The organism is Dysgonomonas sp. GY75 (assembly GCF_015234155.1).
Classification (GTDB): Bacteria; Bacteroidota; Bacteroidia; order Bacteroidales; family Dysgonomonadaceae; genus Dysgonomonas; species Dysgonomonas gadei.
In genome coordinates this window covers 215,736-241,264 of sequence record NZ_JADCLQ010000052.1, presented here as the reverse complement: position 1 = coordinate 241,264, position 25,529 = coordinate 215,736, and the positions used below count along the sequence as shown (strand labels likewise).

The 25,529-nt window shown below is 39.8% G+C and carries 23 protein-coding genes and 1 pseudogene; 11 read left to right on the top strand and 13 right to left on the bottom strand.

What is annotated here, in order from left to right:
• The first annotated feature begins 13 nt into the window (after positions 1 to 13).
• The gene (pfkA, locus tag IR083_RS20365) at positions 14 to 994 is read left to right on the top strand and encodes a 6-phosphofructokinase (RefSeq protein WP_006799542.1); all 981 of its coding nucleotides are present in this window, start codon (positions 14 to 16) and stop codon (positions 992 to 994) included.
• 103 nt (positions 995 to 1,097) lie between these two features.
• On the opposite strand, the pseudogene IR083_RS20360 reads toward pfkA, so the two are convergent.
• A pseudogene (locus IR083_RS20360) lies at positions 1,098 to 2,695 on the bottom strand (IS1182 family transposase).
• A gap of 441 nt (positions 2,696 to 3,136) precedes the next feature.
• On the opposite strand from IR083_RS20360, the gene IR083_RS20355 reads away from it, so the two are divergent.
• The gene (locus IR083_RS20355) at positions 3,137 to 5,047 is read left to right on the top strand and encodes an alpha-amylase family glycosyl hydrolase (RefSeq protein WP_194225678.1); all 1,911 of its coding nucleotides are present in this window, start codon (positions 3,137 to 3,139) and stop codon (positions 5,045 to 5,047) included.
• Here the strand turns inward: IR083_RS20355 and IR083_RS20350 are convergent, their stop codons facing one another.
• Positions 5,048 to 5,458: a secondary thiamine-phosphate synthase enzyme YjbQ gene (locus IR083_RS20350; RefSeq protein WP_194225677.1), complete on the bottom strand. Its 411-nt coding sequence runs from the start codon at positions 5,456 to 5,458 to the stop codon at positions 5,048 to 5,050.
• A 2-nt stretch (positions 5,459 to 5,460) separates the two neighbouring features.
• The gene (gene lipA / locus IR083_RS20345; RefSeq protein ID WP_006799546.1) at positions 5,461 to 6,303 is read right to left on the bottom strand and encodes a lipoyl synthase; all 843 of its coding nucleotides are present in this window, start codon (positions 6,301 to 6,303) and stop codon (positions 5,461 to 5,463) included.
• A gap of 477 nt (positions 6,304 to 6,780) precedes the next feature.
• On the opposite strand from lipA, the gene nusB reads away from it, so the two are divergent.
• From nusB to IR083_RS20310, 7 genes are all read left to right on the top strand, one after another.
• Positions 6,781 to 7,707 (top strand): transcription antitermination factor NusB, encoded by a 927-nt coding sequence (gene nusB, locus IR083_RS20340; protein WP_194225676.1) that lies wholly within the window; start codon positions 6,781 to 6,783, stop codon positions 7,705 to 7,707.
• A gap of 116 nt (positions 7,708 to 7,823) precedes the next feature.
• Entirely contained in the window at positions 7,824 to 8,174 is a 351-nt protein-coding gene (gene yajC, locus IR083_RS20335; protein ID WP_006799548.1) for a preprotein translocase subunit YajC, read from the top strand.
• 37 nt (positions 8,175 to 8,211) lie between these two features.
• Entirely contained in the window at positions 8,212 to 9,195 is a 984-nt protein-coding gene (locus tag IR083_RS20330) for a YbbR-like domain-containing protein (RefSeq protein WP_006799549.1), read from the top strand.
• 78 nt (positions 9,196 to 9,273) lie between these two features.
• Complete coding sequence (gene coaE, locus IR083_RS20325) at positions 9,274 to 9,858, top strand: dephospho-CoA kinase (protein ID WP_006799550.1); 585 nt, start codon at positions 9,274 to 9,276, stop codon at positions 9,856 to 9,858.
• A gap of 6 nt (positions 9,859 to 9,864) precedes the next feature.
• Positions 9,865 to 10,515 (top strand): carbonic anhydrase, encoded by a 651-nt coding sequence (locus tag IR083_RS20320; RefSeq protein ID WP_006799551.1) that lies wholly within the window; start codon positions 9,865 to 9,867, stop codon positions 10,513 to 10,515.
• A 28-nt stretch (positions 10,516 to 10,543) separates the two neighbouring features.
• Positions 10,544 to 11,440, top strand: coding sequence for a metal ABC transporter solute-binding protein, Zn/Mn family (locus tag IR083_RS20315; protein ID WP_194225675.1), 897 nt, complete (start codon positions 10,544 to 10,546; stop codon positions 11,438 to 11,440).
• Entirely contained in the window at positions 11,437 to 12,222 is a 786-nt protein-coding gene (locus IR083_RS20310) for a metal ABC transporter ATP-binding protein (RefSeq protein WP_194225674.1), read from the top strand. Before IR083_RS20315 ends, IR083_RS20310 begins: the two co-directional genes overlap by 4 nt.
• Before the next feature lie 20 nt (positions 12,223 to 12,242).
• On the opposite strand, the gene IR083_RS20305 is transcribed toward IR083_RS20310, so the two are convergent.
• Positions 12,243 to 13,043: an alpha/beta hydrolase gene (locus IR083_RS20305; RefSeq protein ID WP_194225673.1), complete on the bottom strand. Its 801-nt coding sequence runs from the start codon at positions 13,041 to 13,043 to the stop codon at positions 12,243 to 12,245.
• A 28-nt stretch (positions 13,044 to 13,071) separates the two neighbouring features.
• Positions 13,072 to 14,340, bottom strand: a complete 1,269-nt coding sequence (locus tag IR083_RS20300; RefSeq protein ID WP_194225672.1) for a replication-associated recombination protein A — start codon at positions 14,338 to 14,340, stop codon at positions 13,072 to 13,074.
• Positions 14,341 to 15,708: 1,368 nt separating this feature from the next.
• Here IR083_RS20300 and dnaK point away from each other — a divergent pair.
• A complete protein-coding gene (gene dnaK, locus IR083_RS20295) occupies positions 15,709 to 17,607 on the top strand; it encodes a molecular chaperone DnaK (protein WP_194225671.1) in 1,899 nt (632 codons plus the stop codon).
• 59 nt (positions 17,608 to 17,666) lie between these two features.
• Here dnaK and IR083_RS20290 read toward each other — a convergent pair whose 3' ends face one another.
• The 3 genes from IR083_RS20290 to IR083_RS20280 are packed head-to-tail and all read right to left on the bottom strand — an operon-like array spanning position 17,667 to position 19,137.
• Positions 17,667 to 17,987, bottom strand: a complete 321-nt coding sequence (locus IR083_RS20290; protein ID WP_194225670.1) for a nitrous oxide-stimulated promoter family protein — start codon at positions 17,985 to 17,987, stop codon at positions 17,667 to 17,669.
• Complete coding sequence (locus IR083_RS20285; RefSeq protein WP_194225669.1) at positions 17,980 to 18,408, bottom strand: GNAT family N-acetyltransferase; 429 nt, start codon at positions 18,406 to 18,408, stop codon at positions 17,980 to 17,982. Before IR083_RS20285 ends, IR083_RS20290 begins: the two co-directional genes overlap by 8 nt.
• 15 nt (positions 18,409 to 18,423) lie before the next feature.
• Entirely contained in the window at positions 18,424 to 19,137 is a 714-nt protein-coding gene (locus tag IR083_RS20280; protein WP_006799559.1) for a porin family protein, read from the bottom strand.
• A 292-nt stretch (positions 19,138 to 19,429) separates the two neighbouring features.
• Here IR083_RS20280 and IR083_RS20275 point away from each other — a divergent pair, with 292 nt between their 5' ends.
• Positions 19,430 to 19,597 (top strand): DUF362 domain-containing protein, encoded by a 168-nt coding sequence (locus IR083_RS20275; RefSeq protein ID WP_006799560.1) that lies wholly within the window; start codon positions 19,430 to 19,432, stop codon positions 19,595 to 19,597.
• 156 nt (positions 19,598 to 19,753) lie between these two features.
• Here the strand turns inward: IR083_RS20275 and cydB are convergent, their stop codons facing one another.
• The 5 genes from cydB to IR083_RS20250 form a co-directional block, all read right to left on the bottom strand.
• Positions 19,754 to 20,899 carry a cytochrome d ubiquinol oxidase subunit II gene (cydB, locus tag IR083_RS20270; protein ID WP_194225668.1) on the bottom strand — a complete coding sequence of 382 codons (1,146 nt, stop codon included), beginning with the start codon at positions 20,897 to 20,899 and terminating at the stop codon, positions 19,754 to 19,756.
• Between the two features lie 70 nt (positions 20,900 to 20,969).
• Positions 20,970 to 22,523, bottom strand: coding sequence for a cytochrome ubiquinol oxidase subunit I (locus tag IR083_RS20265; protein ID WP_194225667.1), 1,554 nt, complete (start codon positions 22,521 to 22,523; stop codon positions 20,970 to 20,972).
• A gap of 131 nt (positions 22,524 to 22,654) precedes the next feature.
• Positions 22,655 to 23,755, bottom strand: coding sequence for an alanine dehydrogenase (gene ald / locus IR083_RS20260; RefSeq protein ID WP_006799563.1), 1,101 nt, complete (start codon positions 23,753 to 23,755; stop codon positions 22,655 to 22,657).
• A gap of 35 nt (positions 23,756 to 23,790) precedes the next feature.
• Positions 23,791 to 24,105: a DUF3467 domain-containing protein gene (locus tag IR083_RS20255; protein ID WP_006799564.1), complete on the bottom strand. Its 315-nt coding sequence runs from the start codon at positions 24,103 to 24,105 to the stop codon at positions 23,791 to 23,793.
• A 259-nt stretch (positions 24,106 to 24,364) separates the two neighbouring features.
• Entirely contained in the window at positions 24,365 to 24,796 is a 432-nt protein-coding gene (locus IR083_RS20250) for a YbaN family protein (protein WP_006799565.1), read from the bottom strand.
• Between the last annotated feature and the right edge of the window lie 733 nt (positions 24,797 to 25,529).

Sequence of the window (25,529 nt, the reverse complement as noted above, 5' to 3'; positions counted from 1 at the left end):
TATTAGTAAAACTATGTCTACAATCAAGTGTATCGGTATTTTAACATCCGGAGGCGATGCTCCCGGTATGAATGCTGCAATTCGTGCTGTCACTCGTGCTGCTATTTATAACGGGCTGGAAGTAAAAGGTATTATGCGTGGTTATAAGGGGCTGATATTCGATGAAATAGAACCTTTCAGAACCAATAGTGTAAGTAATATAATACAACAAGGTGGTACAATTCTCAAAACCGCCCGTAGTAAAGAATTCCAAACGCCGGAAGGTCGTAAGATCGCTTTTGAAGCACTGCAAAGAGAAGGTATTGATGCATTGGTAGTTATCGGCGGAGACGGTTCCCTTACCGGAGCACGTATATTTGCGCAGGAGTTCAACTATCCTATCGTTGGCTTACCCGGAACAATTGATAACGACTTGCAAGGTACCGACCTTACCATTGGATATGATACTGCCTTGAATACCATTATGCAGGCTGTAGATAAGATACGTGATACTGCAAGCTCACACGAACGGCTGTTCTTTATAGAGGTGATGGGACGTGAATGTGGTTTCCTTGCCCTGAACGGTGCCATTGCATCGGGTGCCGAGGCAGCTATTATCCCTGAAATGATGCTGCAACAAGACCAGTTGGGAGATTTGATCTCGAACGGTTTCCGCAAAAGCAAAAACAGTAGTTTAGTCCTTGTAACCGAAGGCGATATCACCGGAGGTGCAATGGCTATGGCTGAACGTGTGAAAACAGAATATCCGCAATACGATGTACGTGTTACTATTTTGGGACATGTGCAACGTGGAGGCTCTCCTACCGCCAACGACCGGATTCTGGCAAGCAGAATGGGTGCAGCGGCAATTGATGCGTTATTGGACGGACAACGTAATGTGATGATTGGCATACAGAATGACGAAATAGTAAATGTGCCTTTCTCAAAAGCGATCAAGAAGAATAAGCCGTTACAACAAGACTTGGTAAATACGCTGAAGATACTTTCTATATAATCAGAAAAATTTTTCGACTGTAATAAATATACAAGGGGGTGTCCTAAAAGGGGATGCCTTCTTTTTCTGTTAAGCAGCGGTAGAATAAATTATTCCTGGAGACTTAATGGTATACAATTTTTTGGATAGTCCTTTTTTCTTTCCAAAGACTGTTATTTTGAGTAAAAGCGAAGAAAGACCGGCTTTCCTTGCCATTTTTCTCAAGTTATGAGCAATAGCTACCAGGGTAAATTCGATATTTACCTTTTCTAACCCTCTTAATCTGAACCTGTTGAACTGTGAGTTATGTTTTATCTGAGCAAATACCGCTTCAGGTTCTATGCATCGTCGTCCCCTGTGATAAATCCCCTGCTCGGATAATAAACGTTCCCTTGCTTTTTGTTTGTAGTCATTGAGTTTGTAGTTGATTTCGATTGTCCGGTTATTTTTTGACTTATGACATAAGCCTCTAAGGGGGCATCCATTGCAATTTTGTGCCTGATAACGGGTAACAGTAGAGATATAACCTAAATCGGATTTACTTTTCTTGTGTCCAATATTGAGCAGCTTTTGCCCCATTGGACAAATAAAAAAGTCTTTATCTTTATGGTAAAATAGGTTCTGTACAGCAAAGGCGTTCTTTTTCCATGTGCGTTTCTGTTCTTTATGGAAGTAATTGTATTTAACATAAGCATCAATGAAGTTATCTTCCATAAATTGATAGTTCTGCTCACTGCCATACCCAGCATCAGCTACTACTGTTTTGGATTGTTTGTGATAAGAGTTTTCGAAGGCCTGTAGGAAGGAAGGCAAAGTAGCTGTATCTCCGGCCCGCTGATAAATACCCAGATTAGTTATAAATTGTTCTTGGGTGGCTATCTGTATATTGTAGGCAGGTTTTAATTGTCCGTTCTTCATATGGTCTTCCTTCATACGCATGAAAGTGGCATCCTTATCTGTCTTACTGTAAGAGTTGCGATCTCCAAGCCTGTCTAATTGATTCTCATACTTCTCTAAACGGGGAAGATAATCCTGTTGCAGTAGCTGAACCTGTTTGCGTTCTATCTTGTTTATCTTATCCAAGCGCGAGTTCAGCACTTTAACTTTAGAACGGAGTAAGTCACTATTGATGGGATTACTTGTTTCTGATATATTTTCTTCTTGCTTATCTTGTTCGATATGTTTATCTACCAACGATAATACATCACGTATTTTATCTTCCAGTTTCGATTTGTACTTTTCTACACTGCCTCGCCAAACAAAGGTATATTTGTTAGAGGCTGATTCTATCTTTGTTCCATCGATATACTGGACATCCAAACTTACATAACCTGCTTCCTGAAGTAATAGCACAATCTGGGTAAACAAGGATTTTATATCTTCTTTCAAACCTTCGCCCCGGAAACGGTTAATAGTACGGAAATCTGGAGTGCTATTGCCTGAGAGCCACATAAAATAGATGTTTTCTTGTAAAGCTTTGGCTATCTTACGACAGGAATAGATATTGCACAGGTAGGAATAAAACAATACCTTGAGTAACATACGTGGATGGTAAGCACTAGTACCGCCTCCCTTATAACGGGATAATAAACAGTCAATATTTAACTGATCAACTACCTGATTAACAATCAAAACAGGATGATTAGAAGGAATCCGTTCTAATAAATTAGTCGGAAATAGAACACTTTGATTGGAACTTAACTCTTTAAACCGTATCTTCATAACGTATTTGTAAGCAACGTTAAGATACTATATTTTAACGAAATACACAAAAAATAGAGGCTGAAACCCTTTTGGGACAGCCTCTTTCGTTTATAGAAGCCTGTAAGAAAAGCACCTTTTGTACTTTTACTATTTCGCTCATAATTATTATCTTTCTTATTATTATCCATTTGCAATAACATACCTTATAGATAAATTACTTCTAATTTAATACATCTATTATTTCAACTGCTCCTAACAAACATTTCAAAACATATTATTATCCTGACTTATCGTTATAGTCCAAATCATACATATCTATGTACCTCTTTCAATCATTTAACCTGCAACCGTTTGCAGGTTAAATTTATCGATTAAACAGTTAAACAAAAACCAGCATAAATAAATTACGTTAGTTTTACATTCACTTCTACCTATTGATAATTCAATCTAATTTTAATCATGAAAAAGTTCCATTTTTTATTCTTGTTCTTATTAATATTTGTAGCATGTAGCGACAATGATGATCCCATTATAGTACCGAAACAGCCATCCGCCTCTGAGAGCCTAAGAGATGGAATAACTATTATCAGTGACGATTCCTTAGCCTTTGTATTATTCGCACCCGGTAAGCAATCAGTACATCTTATCGGCGATTTCAATGACTGGAAAGTGTCTGAGGCATACAAAATGAATCAGAAGGATGACCGTTTCTGGATAAAGATCGGTGGTTTGGAGAAAGGCAAAGAGTATATATGCCAATATCTGATCGATAATAAAATAAGGGTTGCGGACCCTTATGCATCTAAGATATCAGATCCCAATAATGATAAGTATATCAATATGGAATATGAGATATATCCGGATTTGATTACACCTTCTACAAAAACTACCGGCCTGTCTATGGTAGTGAATACCTCACCTGGCAAATATTCCTGGAATATATCCGATTTTAGCCTTCAGAATCCTGAAAACATGGTTGTTTATGAAGTGCTTATCCGCGATTTTACGGAGAAACGAAGTATAAAAGGTGTGCAGGAGAAACTCGATTATATAAAGAACCTGGGAGTAAATGCGATAGAGCTTATGCCGTTCAATGAGTTTGAAGGGAATGACAGTTGGGGATACAATCCGTCTTTCTATTTCGCCACCGATAAAGCATATGGTACCTCAAACGATTATAAAGCTTTCATCGACGCCTGCCACCAAAACGGTATAGCCGTAATTATGGATATGGTATTGAATCATAGTTATAGCCAAAGCCCCATGGTCACCATGTATAAGAATGAGAATGATGATAATATAGGGGATAATCCATGGTACAATAAGGAGTCTCCCAACTCTGTTTATTCCTGGGGGTACGACTTCAATCACGAAAGCAAATATACTCAGGCCTTTGTAGACAGTGTTTGCTCATACTGGATGAAAGAGTATAAAGTGGATGGTTTCCGCTTCGACTTTACAAAAGGTTTTACCAATACTAAAGGAGATGGCAATGCATTTGACCAGGCCCGTATTAATATACTGAAAAGAATGGTGAGTGAAATCCGCAAGCGTAATCCTGATGCGATCGTTATCTTTGAACATCTGGCGGATAATAGTGAAGAGAAGGTGCTGTCCGACTATGGAATTTATCTTTGGGGTAACATCAACTACAACTTCAACGAAGTGACCATGGGTTGGGGGCATGAGATGGGAGACAATAAAAAACTGAAAGGAGATATCAATTGGGCTTCATACAAGGTACGGGGCTGGACAAAGCCAAACCTTGTGGCTTATATGGAAAGCCACGACGAGGAACGTATCATGTTCAAAAACAACATGTATGGCAATACAAACAACCCGTCTTACAATGTGCAGGAGTTACCTGTCGGACTGGCACGTACAGAAGCTGCCGCTGTTATCCTGATGTCGCTTCCCGGGCCAAAGATGATCTGGCAGTTTGGCGAATTGGGATATGACTACTCAATCAATGCCCGTGAGGATGGCAATTGGACGATCGACTATCAAGACGGGCGCTTTCGTACAGCTAAGAAACCAATCAAATGGGACTATTTAGAAGATACAAACAGGAAAGCCTTGTATGATGTATATGCCAAGATGAACAAGTTGCGTACGACCAATCCTATTTTCTCTACCACTGATTATACTATCGGTATTGGCGACAACTTCAAACAAATACTGCTAAAGTCGGCAGAGGGCCATGTATGTGCTATTGCAAACTTCGCTACTGTACCTGCGACTGCAACCGTAAACTTCGGTAAGGCAGGAACATGGCAGGATTATTTCACCGGCAAGACTTTGGTTGTAAATGAACCGACACAAGAAATAACACTGGATCCGGGCGAATATTATCTGTACTTCAGCAAGTAATCAGCTTAGGACGGTAGCCACAATGTAGCGGCTGCCTCCATGGTTGCGAAACTCGCACAGATAGATCCCCTGCCAGATACCCATATTAAGACGGCTCTTTGTAATCGGTATAGTAAGACTAACCCCTGCAAGAGTCGTCTTTGCATGTGCAGGCATATCGTCATCACCTTCCATAGTATGAACATAGTAAGGCTCACGTTCGCGTATCAGACGATTGAAAATAGATTCCATATCCTCCCGCACATCGGGATCGGCATTCTCATTGATGGTGAGAGCTGCAGAGGTATGCTTTATGAACAGATGCAGCAAACCTGCCTGAGGTAAAGCAAGCAGGTTTTGCTTTATTTCTTCTGTTACCAGATGAAAGCCTCTTTTTCGGGGCTGTAATGAGAATTCTATCTGGTTGACCATAATTACAAGCAGTTTTCGGCATGATAAGAAGATCGAACCAATGGGCCGCTCTCAACATAATCGAATCCCTTGCTTAAGGCAACTTCCTTGAAACGCTTAAACTCATCCGGATGAATGTATGAAACCACAGGCAGATGCTTGCGGGATGGTTGCAAATACTGGCCGATTGTCAACACCGAGCAATTCGATGCCCGGAGATCATCCATTAACTGGAATATCTCGTCGGTAGTTTCTCCCAAACCGACCATCATCCCCGATTTAGCTTTCAATCCATTATCTGCAATACGCTTCAATACTGACAGGCTTATATCATATTTTGCCGCGCTGCGTACTTTCGGGGTAAGGCTTCTTACTGTTTCCATATTATGCGAGATAACATTCGGAGCAGCCTTGCATACCATATCTACAAATTCAAATTTCCCCTGAAAATCAGGAATCAATACTTCAATAGTAGTAGAGGGATTCACCTGACGTACTTTATTGATGGTATCTACCCAGTGCTGAGCCCCCTGATCCGGCAGGTCGTCCCTGTCAACCGAAGTTATCACAGCATGCTTAAGCCCCATCAACTGTATCGATTTGGCAACATTTGCCGGTTCGAAAGGATTCAAAGCCAGTGGACGTCCTGTCTTTGTATTACAGAACTTGCATGAGCGGGTACATATATCACCGCCGATCATAAATGTGGCAGTTCCCCTCCCCCAGCATTCACCCATATTCGGGCAACGTCCGCTGGTGCAAATTGTATGTAATCCATGTGATTCTACTATATTTAAAGTTTCGGAGAAATGGTCGCTACCTCCCAGTTTTATTTTCAACCAGTCCGGTTTTTTTACATGTTCCATCTATATTGTGAATTATGATTTTAGAAAATATAAAACAAAGATAAGCCTTAGAATGTTTCCCATGAAAATAGTAAGGGTTAAAAAGTCATCTATTTATACTATCATTGATAGATGAACAAAATACAAAACGAAAGAACAACCATTATTTACCATTACTCAGCTTCACATACATTGACAATATATAGTTAAAAGGTAACAAAGGTTACACCCTTTTCAGTAATCAGTCAATAACTTATTTCGTATTTCGTAACTGCCCACAAGGCGAAGTAACTTGTAACTTATAAGACTTGGCTTATTACTTTCAACTTACTACTTATTCAAATCTGTCAAAGAACTATAAGCTAACAGCTAATAGCTAATAGCTTATCATATAGATAAACTCTTTCAAAAAAAATAAATTTCGTGGTTTACCCTAACTCTATTCACTATATTGAAAAAAATGTTTAATTTTGCAGCCTGAAACATTTTAATGTAGAAATGATAAACCGCGTTCTTATCCGTATCAGAGTTGTCCAAATACTGTTTTCGTACAGTCAGGGTGAAACTACAGACATGAGGAAAGCCGAAAACGAGCTTCTTTTCAGTCTGCAAAAATCATACGATTTATACTTCTATCTACTGTCACTTTTGGTTGAACTTACCGACTCTTATGCCCAGAAAGTCGACAACCGCAAGTCAAAACTTTTGCCCACAGAAGAAGATATAAAGCCAAACATCAGGTTGTTAAACAATAAGTTTATTCTTCAATTGAGAGAAAACCTCGAATTGAATAAATATCTTAAAGACAGGCCTTTTTCTTGGTACGACCACGATACTTTCGTTCGTAAAATGCTTGAGAACATCCTCAATTCGGACATCTATAAAGAATATATGGACTGTGATTCCCATAGTTATGATGACGACCGTGAGTTTTGGCGCAAAACGTTCAAGCATGTCATCTGTACCGATGAAGAATTATACACCTTGCTCGAGGATGAAAGCCTTTACTGGAATGACGACATCGAAATCATCGAATCTTTTGTCCTGAAAACGATTAAAAGGTTTGAAGAAAATAAGGGAGCCGCTCAGGAGTTACTTCCTATGTTCAAAGATGATTCCGACAGGGAATTCGCCGTAAAATTGCTTCGTGAATCCCTCTGGAATGGCAAGGAATACCGCGAACTGATAGATAAGTATACCAAGAACTGGGAATCGGAACGTATCGCCCTCATGGACATGGTAATAATGCAGATAGCAATAGGTGAAATAGTGAGTTTCCCATCCATACCGATAAGCGTAACTCTGAACGAATATATCGACATAGCAAAATCGTACAGCACAGCCAAAAGTGCATCATTTATAAACGGTATTCTGGATGCAATTGTAAAAGAACTAAAGGAAGAAAAGAAGATAATTAAGAAATAATAATATTTATCATATTTTCACCTTCACTCTAATTCAAAATAATCGCTTATATTTGTAAAGCTTTTTTAGGAAAGGAGAAAAATCAAGAATAATATAAATCAAATATTAAAGAATCTATGACTTTATTAAATGTATTATTACAAGCAGCCGAAGGTGGTGCACCTGCCGGCGGAGGTTTTCTGGGATTAGGTAGCAGCGGTAGCATGATCGTGATGATGGTGCTTTTATTTGCCATCATGTATTTCTTTATGATACGTCCGCAACAAAAGAAACAAAAAGCGTTGCAGGAAGCACGTAATGCTATCAAAGTAGGCGACAAAGTAGTTACTGCCGGAGGTATCCACGGAAAAGTGAAAGAAGTAAACGATTCTACATTTGTGCTGGAAATCGCCGACGGAATAAAAATTACAATCGAAAAATCTTCTGTTTACGTTTCAGCTGCTGATACTCAGGCTAACAACAGATAATTCTTTTGAATGAAACATAAAAGTCAGGTATAGCTATATGAGCGATACTAGAAATATCATCATACAAGAAGTCAGATCGTTTTTCACCAATATATCATGGAAAAAGATACTGACTTTTTTGTTTTTTGTATTGCTTTCCTCAGTTTTTTGGATGATGCAGGTCTATCGCCAAAAATTTGAGTCTACTCTTACTATACCTGTTAAATATGTAAATGTACCCGACAGCATCGTTTTCGAAAACGAGCTGCCGTTGAAAATATATGTACGTATAAAAGACGATGGGGCCGCCATGTTCAAATACTATTTCACTCATAGAAACGACTCTTTGGAAGTGGATGTGAGGGATATAGTGAAAGGAACACAGGAAAAAGTGATACAGGGCCGGAACTTCGAACAATTGGTCCGGGGAAAACTCTTCGCTTCTTCAGAACTGATAAGCTACTCCCCCACCCGTGTATCCTATGCCTATGCCGTACTGCACCAAAAGAAACTGCCCGTTATATACGACGGATATATAAGTTTGGCATCAGGTTATCTGATCGACGGGGAACTGACAATCGAACCCGATTCGGTGCTTGTATATGGCAGCCGTGCTGCATTGGATACACTGCATTATGCCCACACTGTGAATGATACACTCAGAGAAGTGACCGAGGATAAAAAAATGCTGGTAGCAATGAAGCAAACCAAAGGCATTCGGTTTGTACCTAACACTGTGGAACTAAATGTATCGGTAGATAAATTCAGTACAAAGGAAGTAGAAGTTCCCATCGAATGTATCAATCTGCCGGAAAATCTGACAATCAAGTTTTTCCCGTCATCAATCAAGATACCATTCTTTGTAGGTATAAAAAGATACAATGACATTTCGTCTCACGACTTTCAGGTAATTGTAGACTATAATGATCTCAAAGACCTGAAAGAGGCTTCGATCCCCGTACGGATAACTGAAAGTCCGGATTATATACAGACCAAAGGACCTGTTCCGTCCGAAGTGGAATTTGTCCTGGAACAAAAATAAAGGCAGCAGACTTTTTTATTTGCCTCTACATGCAATATATCAATACATTCTTTTACACGAATAATAATCCCTCATAGAATGATCAAATTAGGTATAACAGGAGGAATAGGCAGTGGTAAATCTACCGTTTCGGAGATATTCTCCCTTTGTAATGTACCTGTTTATATAGCCGATACAGAAAGTAAAAGACTTGTGGCAACTTCACCTGTTATAAAGGAAAAATTGATTAATATCTATGGTAAAGAATTATTTGAGGGTGGTGTGCTGAATAAAGCATTGCTGGCGTCCCATATATTCAATGATAAAGCCAAATTGGAGCAGGTAAACGCAATAATACATCCCGAAGTAGAAAAAGATTTTAAAGAATGGGTGGTTAACCATGCACACAGTCCGGTGATAGCACACGAAGCCGCGATTCTTTTCGAGTCCGGGTTCAATAAACTTATGGACAAGATAGTGATGGTATACACTCCCCTCGAGATAAGGCTGGAACGCACGATGAAACGGGATCATACTACCCGCGAAAAAGTATTGGAACGCATACACAATCAGATGCCTGATGAAGAAAAAGCTAAACTTTCTGATTTTGTAATTGTTAATGATGGTGCACATTCACTGATCGAACAAGTGCTTGACATTCTGAAACAAGTAAAAGACTTATAAAACATAATGGAAATACAAAAATCATATAAAGGTATATTCGAAGCGAATAAGAAATGGGTAGAGAAAATAAATGAGGAAAACCCGGATTTTTTCACCCATCTGGCAGATCAGCAAAACCCGGACTATCTTTACATAGGATGCTCCGACAGCCGCGTGCATGCCAATGAGATAATGGGCCTGCAACCCGGAGAAGTATTTGTTCACCGCAACATTGCTAATATGGTCGTCAACAACGACCTCAACGTATTGTCAGTCATTAATTATGCCGTGGAATACCTCAATGTGAAATATATCATTGTATGCGGACATTACAATTGCGGAGGAATAAAAGCCGCAATGGAACCGAAAGATTTAGGAATACTGAATCCTTGGCTGCGTAATATACGCGATGTGTACCGCCTGCACGAGAAAGAGCTGGATACTATTTCCGATCCGCAAGCCAGATATAACCGCCTGGTAGAAATAAATGTATATGAACAGTGTCTCAATATAATAAAGACAGCAGAAGTACAGAAATCATACCTGGCAAAAGGTTATCCCCGTGTAGCCGGCTGGGTTTACGACCTGAATGACGGCATACTCCACGATCTGGAAATAGACTTTGAAAAAGAATTGAACCGTATCCGTAAGATATACGATCTAACAAAAGGAGAATAAGTCTGACGCAAGTTATAAATTATGAGTTATGAGTTATAAATTAGCTGTTACCACGATATTGCTGGGTATTCTATCTCTTAGTGGTTGTAAACCATCTAAAGCAGATAAAGCCCGTACTCTATCAGTCACTATAGAGCCTCAAAAATATTTTCTAAGTAAAATCGTAGGAAATCACTACGAAGTAAACTGTATTGTGCCATCTGGCTCCAATCCCGAAAGTGCCGATTTCACCCCATCGCAGATGATGGCTTTGGATAAGAGCGTAGCCTACTTCAAAATCGGATATCTGGGAATAGAGAACACATTGATAGATAAAGTATCCCAAAGTAATCCCGAACTTAAAGTCGTAAATTGCTCGCAAGGTATTGAACTTATAGGCGATGCTCATATACATTGTGAAGATGATAATCATGACCACAATCATACGCACGCACATGCTGCAGGTGACCCGCATACATGGAGTTCGGTAAGATCTGCTAAGATTATAGTCGAAAACATGTATAAGGCTGTACTGGAATTGGATGCCAGCAATGAAGCAGACTATACTGCCAATTACGATAAGCTGGTAGCAGAGATAAGCAGCACCGACAGTATCATCAAATCGTATCTGGATAAGGCTCCGAGCAAATCATTTATAATATATCATCCTGCACTCAGTTATTTTGCCGATGAATACGGATTGACCCAATATTCGATCGAACATGAAGGAAAAAACCCATCGCCGTCACAGTTAAAGGAGCTTATAGATAAAGCAAAAGCTGAAGGTATAAAAGCTGTTTTCATACAGCAGGAGTTCGATACAAAAAATGCTGAAACTATAGCAGAAGCAATAAATGGAAAAACCATCCCCATAAACCCGTTATCATATAACTGGAGTGAGGAAATGATAAAAATAGCCAAGGCTTTGGCACAAGAAAACGAATGAGCAAAATACTTGAAATAAGAGACCTTTCGGTAGGATATGATGACAATCCTTATGTACTGAAAAACGTGAATCTGAATGTTTTCCACGATGATTTTCTTGGTATTATCGGCCCTAATGGCGGAGGGAAGACCACTCTATTGAAAACGATTCTCGGACTCGTAAAACCTACGAACGGTCACATTTCTTTTTTCAGGAATAATGTAAAAACGGATAAGATAAATATCGGCTATCTACCGCAAATAAACCAGATAGACAAAAAATTCCCTATATCTGTGCATGATGTCATACTGTCGGGGCTGACAATCAAACACAGCATATTTTCGCCTTATACCAAAGAGCAAAAAGAGAAAGTCGGTCTAATAGCGCATCAGATGGGACTGGACAAACTTATCAACAGGTCTATAGGTGCCTTATCGGGAGGCCAACTCCAACGTACATTGCTTGGACGCGCTATTATAGACGGGCCGGATCTGTTGGTGCTTGATGAACCTAATTCGTATGTAGATAAACGCTTCGAAACTGATTTTTATAAGATACTGGAAGATATTAATAAAGACACCGCCATCGTTCTTGTCTCACATGATGTGGGTACGGTAATATCGCTGGTTAAAAATATAGCCTGTGTAAACGAAGGACTCCATTATCATTCAGGTACCAATATCTCGACCGAATGGCTCGAAGAATCATATTCCTCCTGCCCTATCGAAATTGTCGGTCATGGAGATTTTCCGCATCGGGTATTGGATAAACATGAGGGTTGTGAATGTTGTAAAGATGATTAAGAATTCTACAAAGTTCTACTTCATTTTGTAAGCAGCTTTTTTATTTCCTCCCTGTATACTTCATTTTCGGTTATACCATTGTGCTCTTCATTTTCTAATGTGATCAGCAAATCCGAATCTTTCAAGGCAGCCTTCAATCTTATAGAGTTATTGTAGCTGATCACCTTGTCATTATTTCCATGAAAGATGACAACAGGCATTTTGCATTCACTTACATATTTATATGTTTCCAACTTATATTTGACCAGAAAACCGGGGATAACAGGACAAATATCCTGGATCACATTCGTAAGACTATAATAAGGAGCCTGCAAAATCAACATATGGGGGTTATTGGTTGCTGCAATCTTTGCAGCCGGCCCCGTTCCGATAGAAAAACCCAGCACAATTATCCGGTCTTCATCGTATTGCTTCTTCATCTCATTATAAGCGAGCTGAATATCGCTGAATAACTGATTCTGGCTATCGATCTCACCCCTGCTTTTGCCAAATCCCCTGTAATCGAGGAAGAATACATCATAGCCTAAATCCGTATACACAGAAGCCTGATGTCCCCATAAATCAAGAGCCCCGGCATTGCCATGCAGATAGAAAATCAATCCTTTCGGATTTTCTGTTTTGAACAATAGGCTATTCAAAGGTGTACCATCCTGTGCTTTTACATACATTTCCTCAAAATCCTGCTTAAACCGGAAAGTATAATTATTATCAAGTTTTGTTGGGTAAAAAATCAGTTTTTCCTGAAAAAAGTAAAAGAATCCACATAGTAATATATAGAGTGATAATAAAATCACACATATTCTAATTACTGCTTTCTTCATAGTATATAGTTTAGAAATCTTAATTGCTTCAATACCTGTCTTTCCACAATTTTCTCAGCCATTCCACAATTTTGCTCTCAGATGCGTTTTGCTGTGGTTTCCAAAATTGGCGTCCTTTTATTTCTTTTGGCACGTAATCCTGCTGTACAAAGTTATTCTCGAAACTGTGGGCATACTTGTAGTTTTTGCCATAATCCAGCTCTTTCATAAGCTTGGTGGGTGCATTACGCAAATGCAACGGAACCGGCAGGTTACCTGTTTCATTCACCAATGCGATCGCCTCATCTATAGCCATATATGCCGAATTACTCTTTGGGGAAGTTGCCAGATAAACCGTAGCTTCGGCTAAAACAATCCGGCCTTCGGGCCAGCCAATCTTTTGTAAAGTATCGAAGCAGGCATTGGCCAGTAAGAGAGCATTCGGATTTGCCAATCCTATATCTTCGGCCGCTGATATAACCAACCGCCGGGCAATAAACTTAGGGTCTTCACCACCTGCCACCATCCGGGCCAGCCAGTATATCGCCGCATCGGGGTCACTGCCTCTGATAGACTTGATAAAGGCTGAAATAATGTCATAATGCATTTCACCTCCCTTATCATATGCTGCAGGATTTTCCTGCAAGCGCTCCGTTACAAGTTTATCGGTAATAACAATTTTGTCACTCACATCCGCGCCTGTTACCAGATCGAGTATATTCAGCAGTTTACGGGCATCACCTCCCGAAAAACGAAGCAATGCATTGGTTTCCTGTAATTCTACATTTCGCTCTTTAAGTATAATATCCTGTGTCACGGCACGATGTGCCAACTCTATTAAATCATCTTTATCTAAGGACTGTAAGACGTACACCTGACAACGTGACAACAAGGGCCGTATAACTTCAAAAGAAGGGTTCTCCGTGGTGGCGCCTATTAATGTAATCACCCCCGTTTCTACCGCATTGAGCAACGAATCTTGTTGCGATTTTGAAAAACGGTGGATCTCATCTATAAATAAAATCGGGCTTTTCGTATTGAAAAACTGACTCTTTTTGGCCTGCTCTATCACTTCACGCACATCCTTCACCCCTGAATTTATAGCACTCAGCGTATAGAAAGGGGTATCCAGCGTATTAGCTATAATCTGGGCCAATGTAGTCTTCCCCACTCCGGGAGGCCCCCAAAGGAGGAAAGACGGTATGCGCCCCGATTCTATCATCTTGCGCAGGATAGCCCCTTCACCTACAAGATGCTTTTGTCCTATATATTCGTCCAATGTACGTGGACGCAAACGTTCTGCTAATGGCTGGCTCATATATTTCTTGAGATTATCATAACCCAAATTTACAAAAAGTTTCTATTAGTCCGAAATAGAAAACAGTATTCTCCTGCAAGAACGCTAAGCCGCAGAGTCTAACTCATCACTTATAACTCATAGTCCATAGCCTATTACCTCATTCACATTCATTAACTATATTTTGTTAAAATCTGACACATCTGACAGCTTTTTCTCTATTTTTCACTTGTTATTTTTAAATTTGTTAACTATATATAGTTGAAAAGTAACAAAGGTAACACATGTTTCAGCTTTTAGCTGATAGCCGTTAGCCGATAGCTTATGTACAAAACCTGACAAACCTGACGACTTTTCACACAATTTTTATTGTCACTTTTTCTTCTAAGAACTCCGTGCTACTCCGTTCACTCTGTGGTTAAAAATAAAAGGTAACAAAGGTTACACTATTTCATTCATTTGCTATTAATGCGAATCATTATTTGGATTTTAATGTTCAATTTTTTTAACGTGCCGGCCGGCTTGTATTTGGCTCCGCCGATTTGGCTAACGCCGATTTTCAATTCCGCTTCGCTCCAATTCATTTTGCCTTGATGCAAAACGAAACAAAAAATCAAGGCTGCATCCCTCCGGCGACCCAAAACCGCAGCTCCGGTGGGGCAAAATAATACGGAGTCATCTTTTACCGGATTATCAGCCGTGTACAGCAGCTACCCTATTTTGCCCTACACCTCCGCTTTACGGATTGGGTGCCCCGCCTGCGGGACGACGAGGCCGGAATCGCGATGCGGCGACAGGACTGTGTCTTTTCTGGCTTTAGCTCCGCGTGCGTCAGCCCTTGCGCATTAGTGACGCAGGCGGGGTACCCAATCCGTTGCAGGCGGCGTAGAATCAAACGGGGCGATAGCCCGTTTGTTTGATTCAGCCGTCAAAACGGTTTTGGATCGCCGAGGAACGAAGCGCTAGCCTTTTGGTTCGTTTTGGGCAATGCCAAAATGAACGTTTAAGCGAAACGAAGTGGAGCTGAAAAGAATTGAACATTAAATCTCAACTACTGATTGGCATTATTACTTACTACTTATCCCAATACGTCAAAGAGCTATCGGCTAACAGCTAAAAGCTATCGGCTAATAATATAGATAAAGTTTTTCGAATAGAGTAAATTTCGTACATTCACCCTAACGCGGAGGAAGCCATGAAGAAACCCCGTTTCTTACCGCATAGATTCAGGCTTTTTACTTCATAAACATTTCTGACAAATCGTCATATTTCCTATTTTCTCAAAAGAAAATATCACTTTGGCACAGCATTTGAATAACAGATAATGTCGCTGCAAAGCGTAAGAAATGATCAATCAGAATTAAAAATAAATAAATATAACAAACTAAAATGGGAAAAATAATTGGAATTGACTTAGGTACCACAAACTCTTGTGTTGCCGTGTTGGAAGGTAACGAGCCTATCGTTATCGCTAACAACGAAGGAAAAAGAACGACTCCTTCTGTTGTAGCATTTATTGAAGGAAACGAACGTAAAGTAGGAGACCCTGCTAAACGTCAGGCTATCACAAATCCTGAAAAAACAATATACTCCATAAAGAGATTTATGGGTGAAACCTGGGATCAGGTTCAGACAGAAGTTACACGTGTACCTTACAAAGTAGTAAAAGGAGATAACAACACTCCACGTGTAGACATTGACGGACGTCTGTACACTCCACAGGAAATTTCGGCTATGATTCTTCAGAAAATGAAGAAAACAGCAGAAGACTATCTCGGACAGGAAGTTACAGATGCTGTTATCACTGTACCTGCATATTTTAGCGATTCGCAACGTCAGGCCACAAAAGAAGCCGGAGAAATTGCAGGACTTAAAGTACAACGTATTGTTAATGAACCTACAGCCGCAGCCCTTGCTTACGGTCTGGATAAGACTCATAAAGATATGAAAATCGCCGTATTCGACCTTGGTGGTGGTACATTCGATATTTCTATACTGGAACTGGGTGACGGTGTATTTGAAGTGAAATCTACTAATGGTGATACTCACCTTGGTGGTGATGACTTCGACCAGGTAATCATCAACTGGCTGGCAGAAGAGTTTCAGAAAGAAGAAGGACTTGACCTTCGTAAAGACCCAATGGCTCTTCAACGTCTGAAAGAAGCTGCTGAAAAAGCAAAAATCGAACTTTCGAGCACAACATCTACTGAGATCAACTTACCATATATAATGCCGGTGAATGGTATACCAAAACACTTGGTAAAAACATTGACACGTGCTAAATTCGAACAACTGGCCGATACCCTGATACGCAAATGTATCGATCCTTGCCGTCAGTCATTGACTGATGCCGGATATTCTGCATCTGATATAGATGAAGTTATCCTTGTGGGTGGTTCTACACGTATACCTGCCGTACAGGCCGAAGTTGAAAAGTTCTTTGGAAAAACTCCTTCTAAAGGTGTAAATCCGGACGAAGTGGTTGCTGTAGGTGCTGCCATACAAGGTGGAGTATTGACAGGTGAAGTGAAAGACGTACTTTTACTAGACGTTACTCCGCTATCTCTTGGTATAGAAACCATGGGTGGTGTGATGACCAAACTGATTGAGTCGAACACAACAATACCGACCAAGAAGAGTGAGACATTCTCTACAGCAGCAGATAATCAACCGTCAGTACAGATTAATGTACTACAGGGCGAACGTCCGCTGGCCAGAGATAACAAACAAATCGGTGTATTCAATCTGGATGGCATTATGCCTGCCCGTCGTGGCGAACCTCAGATAGAAGTGACATTCGACATTGATGCCAATGGTATTCTGAGTGTATCGGCAAAAGATAAAGCTACAGGTAAGGAACAGTCGATCCGTATCGAAGCCTCATCAGGACTTAGCGATGCTGAAATCCAGAAGATGAAGGATGAAGCTGCTGCGAATGCTGAATCTGATAAGAAAGAAAAGGAAAAGATAGACAAGTTGAATCAGGCAGACTCTATGATTTTCCAAACAGAGAAGCAATTGAACGAACTTGGTGATAAAGTCCCTGCTGACAAGAAAGCCCCTATCGAAGGAGCCCTGAACAAGCTGAGAGATGCTCACAAGGCTCAGGATCTGGCAGGTATAGATACTGCAATGAACGAACTGAATACTTTGTTCCAGAATCTAAGTCAGGAAATGTATAATCAGACTGGTGCAAACCCTGGCCAACAAGCCGGAGGCAATGCCGGAGAGCAACCAAAAAGCGGTGATAACGATGTTACTGATGTAGATTTCGAAGAAGTGAAATAAGCATATACACAGTTTTATATACTACAAAAAAGCTGTCGGATTAAATTCCGGCAGCTTTTTTATTTATGTGATATCTTCTTTGCAGGCTTCATACCTTTTACAAGATGGACTATGGCCAACATAGGGCTAGAGAATATCATACGTGGACCGGAGTAACGCATGACTTCCTGCATTCGCAATTTCATATCGGGTTTATAACAATGAATCGGACATTGCTGACATGTAGGTTTATCTTCACCAAAGGTACAGCGTTCCAACCTGTTCATCGCATACTCATTGAGCTGTGAACAGTCGGCACACAAGATTTTCGATGTACCATGCCTGGCGGCACAGTATATCTTTATCATCTTTGTCACCGTCTTTTTCTCCGTATCATTCATCTTCTACAAAACCTCCGTCAACCATCCTTCTGGGATTTATAAAATAAGCCATTCCCGTCTTCATCCTCTTAAAGTTCAACTTTTTGTAAAAACCTTCTTTTCCGGGAGAGGCATACAATATAAAATTACAACCGGGCGTAACCGACATTAGTCGTGTCACGATCTCCTGTCCTATTCTATGCCCCTGATAAGTCGGGTCTACTGCAATGTCATAAAGAGCAGACTGTCGTACCCCATCGGATATCATACGCCCAAATCCAATAAGCACAGTATCATTAAAAACAAAAATTACAGAATGACTCGCCTCAAAAGAAATCCGGTGCTTATCTACATCTACTGTAGACATGCCAACAATATCCAGTAAATCACGAAGCCTTTCCCAAGATATACCCCGGCAATCAGTTTGGTATCTTAAATTCATATATGCAATAGCTAATTATTCAAAATTGAAGATAAGTGAAATCATACGTGATTTTCCGGAAGATATTGCATCCCTGTATTTCAGCATCTCTCTGTCTGTTATATCAGACTTGTCTTTGTCTATCAAATCGGCCAAACCGAATGAGAATCGTAATTCCGGGCACAGTTTAAACAGTGGTAAATAGATATTACATCCCACACCAAACTCTAAGCCGTAATCCATCTTTTTAAAACGTACTGCCTGATCATTTTTAGAGCCGATGTCCAAAGCTGCATAAGCACCGCCCAATACATAAGGACGATAGTTTCCCATACGCGGCGCACTGAATTTCAGATGTAACGGTACTGTAAGATAACTCGCCTTCAACGATGTGGTATATTCTTCGCCGGAAGACTGTTCTCTGAATACGAAGCGTCTTTCGCCCAAATGCATACTGGGAGACAAACGAAGGTTGAAGTATTCATTCAGGTACCTGTCTCCTATCATACCTACACTAAATCCGACAGAGTAAGAGGGTATTTCGGCAAACCATGCTTCTCCGTTTTCCCCCACATAACCTGTATGCGAAAATATCAGATCGGGAGCATTGATACCTATCGAAAAGCCCAGATGGTACATCTTCTGATCTGCAAACGGCTGATTTAATGCCTTACGTGTCTGTGCCTGCGTAGTACCGGCAAAAACAAAAGAGAAGGCTATTAAAATAAATATATATGTTTTCGTTTTCAATTTAGAAACCTTTTTTTATAAAACGTAGATCTACAAACGTTATTATACTAAAAAAACGATATTGATTGTTACTTAGAAAGAGTAAAAATAAGCAAATCGTTAAATAGCACGCCAAACGACCAATAAAAATATAATACACTTTAATACAGTCAATTATACAACAACACAAATTTAAATATAGATAAAAGTGATGATTTATTTATAATATCTAACATTATCTATTTTGGCTGACAAAAAAAACTCTTTATATTTGCTACATCAAAGTTAGTAATAATATTAAAAATCGAAAATCATGGCTTACGTAATTAACGAAGATTGTATTGCTTGCGGTACTTGTATTGATGAGTGTCCGGTAAACGCAATTTCAGAAGGCGACATCTATAAGATCGATCCAGATACTTGCACAGACTGTGGAACTTGTGCTGATGCATGTCCAACTGAAGCAATTCACCCTGCATAATTTTATCAGGAATATAAAATACAGAGGAAGCTAATTTTTAGCTTCCTTTTTTGTTTTCCAAATGTACATTGAAATTAACCGGACAGATCATACTAAATAAAAATAAGCGGGAATGCTTTAACAGTATTCCCGCTTATTTTTATTTAACGCTACAGATTAATATACATGTCCGTCATCTTTAAAATCTTTCACATCGAAACGTTTCTTTTCCAAAGAGTTCCATGCATAGATAATATATGCAAGAACAAACGGAACAAGGATAGAGACAACGCTCATTACTGTCAAAGTGAATTCACTCGATGAAGAATTCTCCAATGTCAGCGAACTCTGAAGATCGGTTGCAGAAGGATAATAAGCTGTGTTATTAAATCCGGTAATAAGAAGCAACGTACATACAGTCAACACTGTGCCTACTCCTGTAAACCAAATACCACTATTATAACCTTTCGTCAACAACGTTTTTCCTATACCAAACAACACAAGAAGAACTCCCACCACAAATACAATACCCACGACAGGCATTTCTACCAGGTTATTAAGATACTTATGCGGTTCCATAAATACTTCTTTCGTATCAGGATTTACAGCAAATCCGTCAGCGATAAATGCCCAGATAACAAAAGCTAAGAAAAATATTACAAATGGAACACAATTATATAATAAGAACTTGCGTGAACGGTCCACCAACTTTTCATCTTGCAGACGATTGATAAAGAACAAACAAGCCTGCGTACGTGCAAGGAAGAAGACTGTCAGCCCTAACAGCCAGTTGCGAGGATTGGCCAGAGCTTCCAAGCCATGCCATTCACTTCCCCACCGGCTGATAACAGGGTTTATCACATCTGTCATATTTTCTTTATTCACGGTAAAATCCGAACCAGTAAAGAAAGTAGCCAAAGCGGCACCTACAAGGAACGTACCAAGTAAACCATTAGTAAACAAAAACCAACGATATGTATTACGTCCGAATAAATTACCCGGCTTGGACTGGAATTCGTATGATACAGCCTGCAATACAAAGCAGAACAGGATTGCCATCCACACCCAATACGCACCGCCGAAACTGGTAGAATAGAATAGTGGAAAAGAAGCGAACAAAGCCCCGCCAAAAGTTACAAGAGTAGTAAATGTATATTCCCACTTGCGCCCTAAAGCATTAACAAGTATCATGCGCTCTTTTTCGTCTTTAGCCAAAGAGAAGAGCATTGATTGCCCGCCCTGAACAAATAGAAGGAATGCGAAAAGACCTCCGATCAGGCATATGAGGAACCACCAATAATGTTGTAAAAATGAATAATCCATATTTATATCTTTTAGAGATTTCTTGAGGTTAATCTTGAAATCTTGAAATTATTAAATCTTAAAATCTTAATTAGTGAGAGTCCTCCGGACCTTTTTTAATCTGATTGAGCATAATACGGATCTCTGCAATAAGCAAAGCTGTAAACAGAGCCAGGAATAAGAAGAATGATATCATTACCGATTTAACGGAAATAGCCGAAACAGCTGCCTGTAATGGTAATACATCCTGTATAGTCCAAGGCTGACGCCCTATTTCGGCAACCATCCAGCCGGCCTGACCTGCAATGTAGGCCAAAGGAATAGTCCACAGACATGCCCATAGAAGCCATTTCTTGTTTTCAATATCTTTATTCCTATACACAAAGAATGATAGTACGACGAACAATAATACAAACCAGCCACCAAGATAAACCATGATATGGAACGGCCAGTATACTAATGGTATATTCGGTATCAGCTGATCCGGAGTATCCAGATAACCGTATCCGAAATATGAATAATTAGCCTTCAATGCTTCTTTATATTCATTGGCAGCAGTTTCATTTCCCTCTTTTTTAGCCTTTTTATAATCTGCCAATGCCTGAATCGCCGCTTTTCCTTTGATCTGCTTTTCTGCAAACGAAAGCGCAGTAGAACCATCCGGCTCTTTATATCCGCCTTCGATAATATCTTTTATTCCCGGAACATAGGCGTCTAATTCTCCAAAGCTAAGCCAAGACAAGCCTTTTGGTATGCTTATATTTATTAAATACGGGTCTACCCCGTCATTGTATGACTCTTTTGCCGGATTAGGTATAGCAAAGGCTATGAGTCCCACACCTTCTCCTCCTTCATACAGGCCTTCCATTACGGCCAGTTTCATAGGTTGCTTATCTGCTACCTGCTGAGCCGAACCATGTCCTGTCCATGCTATAAGGAGTGACGATACCAATCCAAATCCTGCTGCAACTCTCATGCTCTGTTTAGCAAATTCTGTATCTCTCTTTTTCAGGAGATACCATGCAGCTATTCCGGCTACGAATACGGCACCGAGTATCCAGCCCGAAAGAACCGTGTGGAAGAATTTGTTGATAGCTACAGGAGACAGAGCTATATTCCAAAAACTGATCATCTCGTTACGGGTAGTATCCGGATTGAATTCCATACCTACGGGATATTGCATCCATGCATTTGCAATAAGTATCCATAAGGCAGAAAGTGTTGCCCCGGTAACTGTCAGCCATGTAGCAGTCAAGTGAGCTTTTTTGCCAACCCGCTTCCATCCGAAGAACATAATAGAAATAAAGGTGGCTTCAAGAAAAAATGCCAACGTGGCCTCAATTGCCAATGGCGCACCAAAAATATCGCCAACAAACCAGCTGTAGTTAGACCAGTTGGTACCAAACTGGAATTCCATGATAATACCTGTAGCAACCCCTATAGCGAAGTTGATACCAAAAATGACCATCCAGAATTTCGCGGTTTTTTTCCACTGCTCGTTACCTGTACGCACATACATTGTCTCCATGATTGCCATTATGACTCCTAACCCGAGGGTAAGAGGAACAAACAACCAGTGATACATTGCTGTCATAGCAAACTGGGCTCTAGACCAGTCTATTAACGATGTACTTAGTAGTTCCATAAATATTAGTTTTATATTAGTAAATATATGAGGATTTCTATTATTTATTAGTAGAAGTGAAAAACGAAAAGTGAAAAATATTTTTCATGTTTCATTTATCATTCTCCGTTTTTCACTTTGCATTACCGATGTCAATATTCTTTATATTCAAGGCCGAATGTATGGGCTACGGCTTTGTAAACAATATCACCTTTCAGAATGTTCAGTCCTTTCCGTAAATCTTTATGTTGGCGGCAGGCCTCTTCCCAGCCTAAGTTAGCAATACTGAGGGCATAAGGGAATGTCGCATTTGTCAGGGCCAGAGTAGAAGTCATAGGTACGGCTCCCGGTATATTTGCAACACAATAATGTACGACATCATCAATAACGAATACAGGGTCGAGATGTGTAGTTGGTTTTGATGTTTCGAAACATCCTCCCTGATCTATTGCCACATCGACCAATACTGTTCCTGCCTGCATGATTTTCAGCATATCTTTCGATATCACCTGCGGAGCTTTATCTCCGGCAATCAAAACTGCTCCGACAATCAGATCTGCGTCTTTACACAACTCTTTAATTGTATGGGCATCCGAGTAGCGGGTAGTCACATTTGCAGGCATAATATCGCTCAGATAGCGCAAGCGAGGCAGGCTTTTATCCAAGATAGTCACCCTGGCTCCGATTCCTGCTGCTATCTTAGCTGACTGTGCACCTACAATACCACCTCCGATAACAATCACGTGTGCCGGTTTTACTCCCGGTACTCCTCCTAAGAGAACTCCTTTTCCCAAATGCGGTTTTTCGAGAAAACGTGCCCCCTCCTGAATAGCCATACGACCGGCAACCTCACTCATTGGCACAAGCAGAGGCAGAGAACGGTCTGGCAATTCTACTGTTTCATAAGCTATACAGATTGCCTTACTTTTTATCATTGCCTTAGTGAGTTCCAGGCTCGATGCAAAATGAAAATAAGTAAATACAATCTGATTTTCCCTTACCAAGTCATATTCCTCTTTTATCGGCTCTTTTACTTTCACAATCATATCTGCGATAGCATAAACCTCTTCGATGCTGGAAAGAATGGTAGCTCCGGCCTCCGTATAGTCCAAATCGGTAAAACCGCTACTAACCCCGGCTCCGTTTTGTACAAATACTTCATGTCCCTCAATAACAAACTCATATACACCTGCCGGTGTAACTGCTACCCGATTTTCAAAAGCTTTCAGCTCTTTAGGAATTCCGATTTTCATAAGAATCTTTTTATTTATTAGTTAAAAATATAACTTTATGCTTCACCTATTGGTCCTGTTATCGGCGGAAGAAATCCGGCCGAATTATCGGCAGATACGGGTCCGTTTTGGGCTTCGAACCTGTTGATGTTTTCATTTAATGCATATAGCAAACGCTTGGCATGCTCGGGTGTTAATATTATACGTGATTTCACTTTTGCCTTCGGTAGTCCGGGCAAAATACGAACAAAGTCAATAACAAATTCGGATGAAGAATGAGCTATAATAGCCAGATTTGAATATGTACCCTGGGCTACGTCTTCGGGTAGCTCTATCTGTATTTGATTGTCTTGTTCATTTTTGTTTTCCATAACTTTTCTATTATATAAATTCTATTTGATATGCGTCTATTTTTCAATTCAAGATTCAGCTCCGCCGATTTTATCTATCATTCATTAGGTGATTGTTAATTCAATTCAGAATTTTGTATGTCTTTTATAAAAATTATCTATTGTAAACTATATAGAATATCCTTTCCTCCAGCCCTTCTTACAAAGGAACAGAAATATCGCATAAAATCAAAGGAAAGCCTATATATTTTATAACACAAATACACATATTTTAAAGCTTTCAGGATACCTTAAGTTCATCCTCTTCACTTACATTATTATCAGGTAAATCTATCGGCATCAGTACCGCTTTCTTCTTTTTCTTCTTGCTCAGGACTATTATCTGGGAAATAGTGCCGATCAGCCCCAGCCCGAGCATTACAAAACGCATGGTACCATAATCAAATACGACAAATGCTGTGAAAAAAATCATACACCACATGATCCCGATAGAAACGGTTAACCCTTTCCAGCTAAATCCATCGTTAACACGGCGAATATATTTACCCGTCAACTTATGGTCCATTAGTTTCTGATGCAGGCGCGGTGAACTTTTGGCAAATAAGACACCCGTAAGAAGAACAAAAGGAGTCGTAGGCAGACCCGGTGTAACTATACCCAACAAACCAAGACCGAGAGATATAAACCCTAATATTATATATACATATCTCATTTATTGTGTGTGCTTATTTTTTTGAAATCGTTTCCACAACAAAGAAATAAAAAAAGAATGAGATTTAATAATTCTATGACAAGTTTAATCTGTTAAATGTTCTCTATATCGCAGCACTTGATATATCTACATTCTATACCAAAGTAGAATTTTAATCGTGTAAGATCAAATCTTTTTTATCTATATATTACCTGTGAAAAAGAGTTCTTTGAAATAATGAGCAGCCTCCTCAATCCCCCAAGGGGACTTACAGAGAGGAAAAAAGTGACAGATAAAAAATAGTGGAAAATGTGTCTAGTAGTCAAGTTTTGCACATAAGCTATTGACTGACAACTATCAGCTAATAGCTAAAAAGGTGTTACTTTTGTTACTTTTTTGCTCCTTAGCGTCTTTGCTGAGTTTTTTAACCACGAAGTAAAAGGAGTAACACGGAGTTTTTTTTGTTAACGGATACAAAAATGACAAGATAAGAACGATGAAAAAGCTGTCAGATGTGTCAGGTTTTAACCAAATATAGTTAATAAATGTAAATAAACTCAATAACTAAAATCCTCGATTTCGGGTTTACCCTAAAAACTGTTACATCTGTTACTTTTTAACTATTAATGGGAATCAGTGGTCAAAGTAACTATTGTAGTATAAAATTGTTCAATTCTTTTCAGCTCCACTTCGTTGCGCTTAAACGTTCATTTTGGCATTGCCCAAAACGAACCAAAAGGCTAGCGCTTCATTC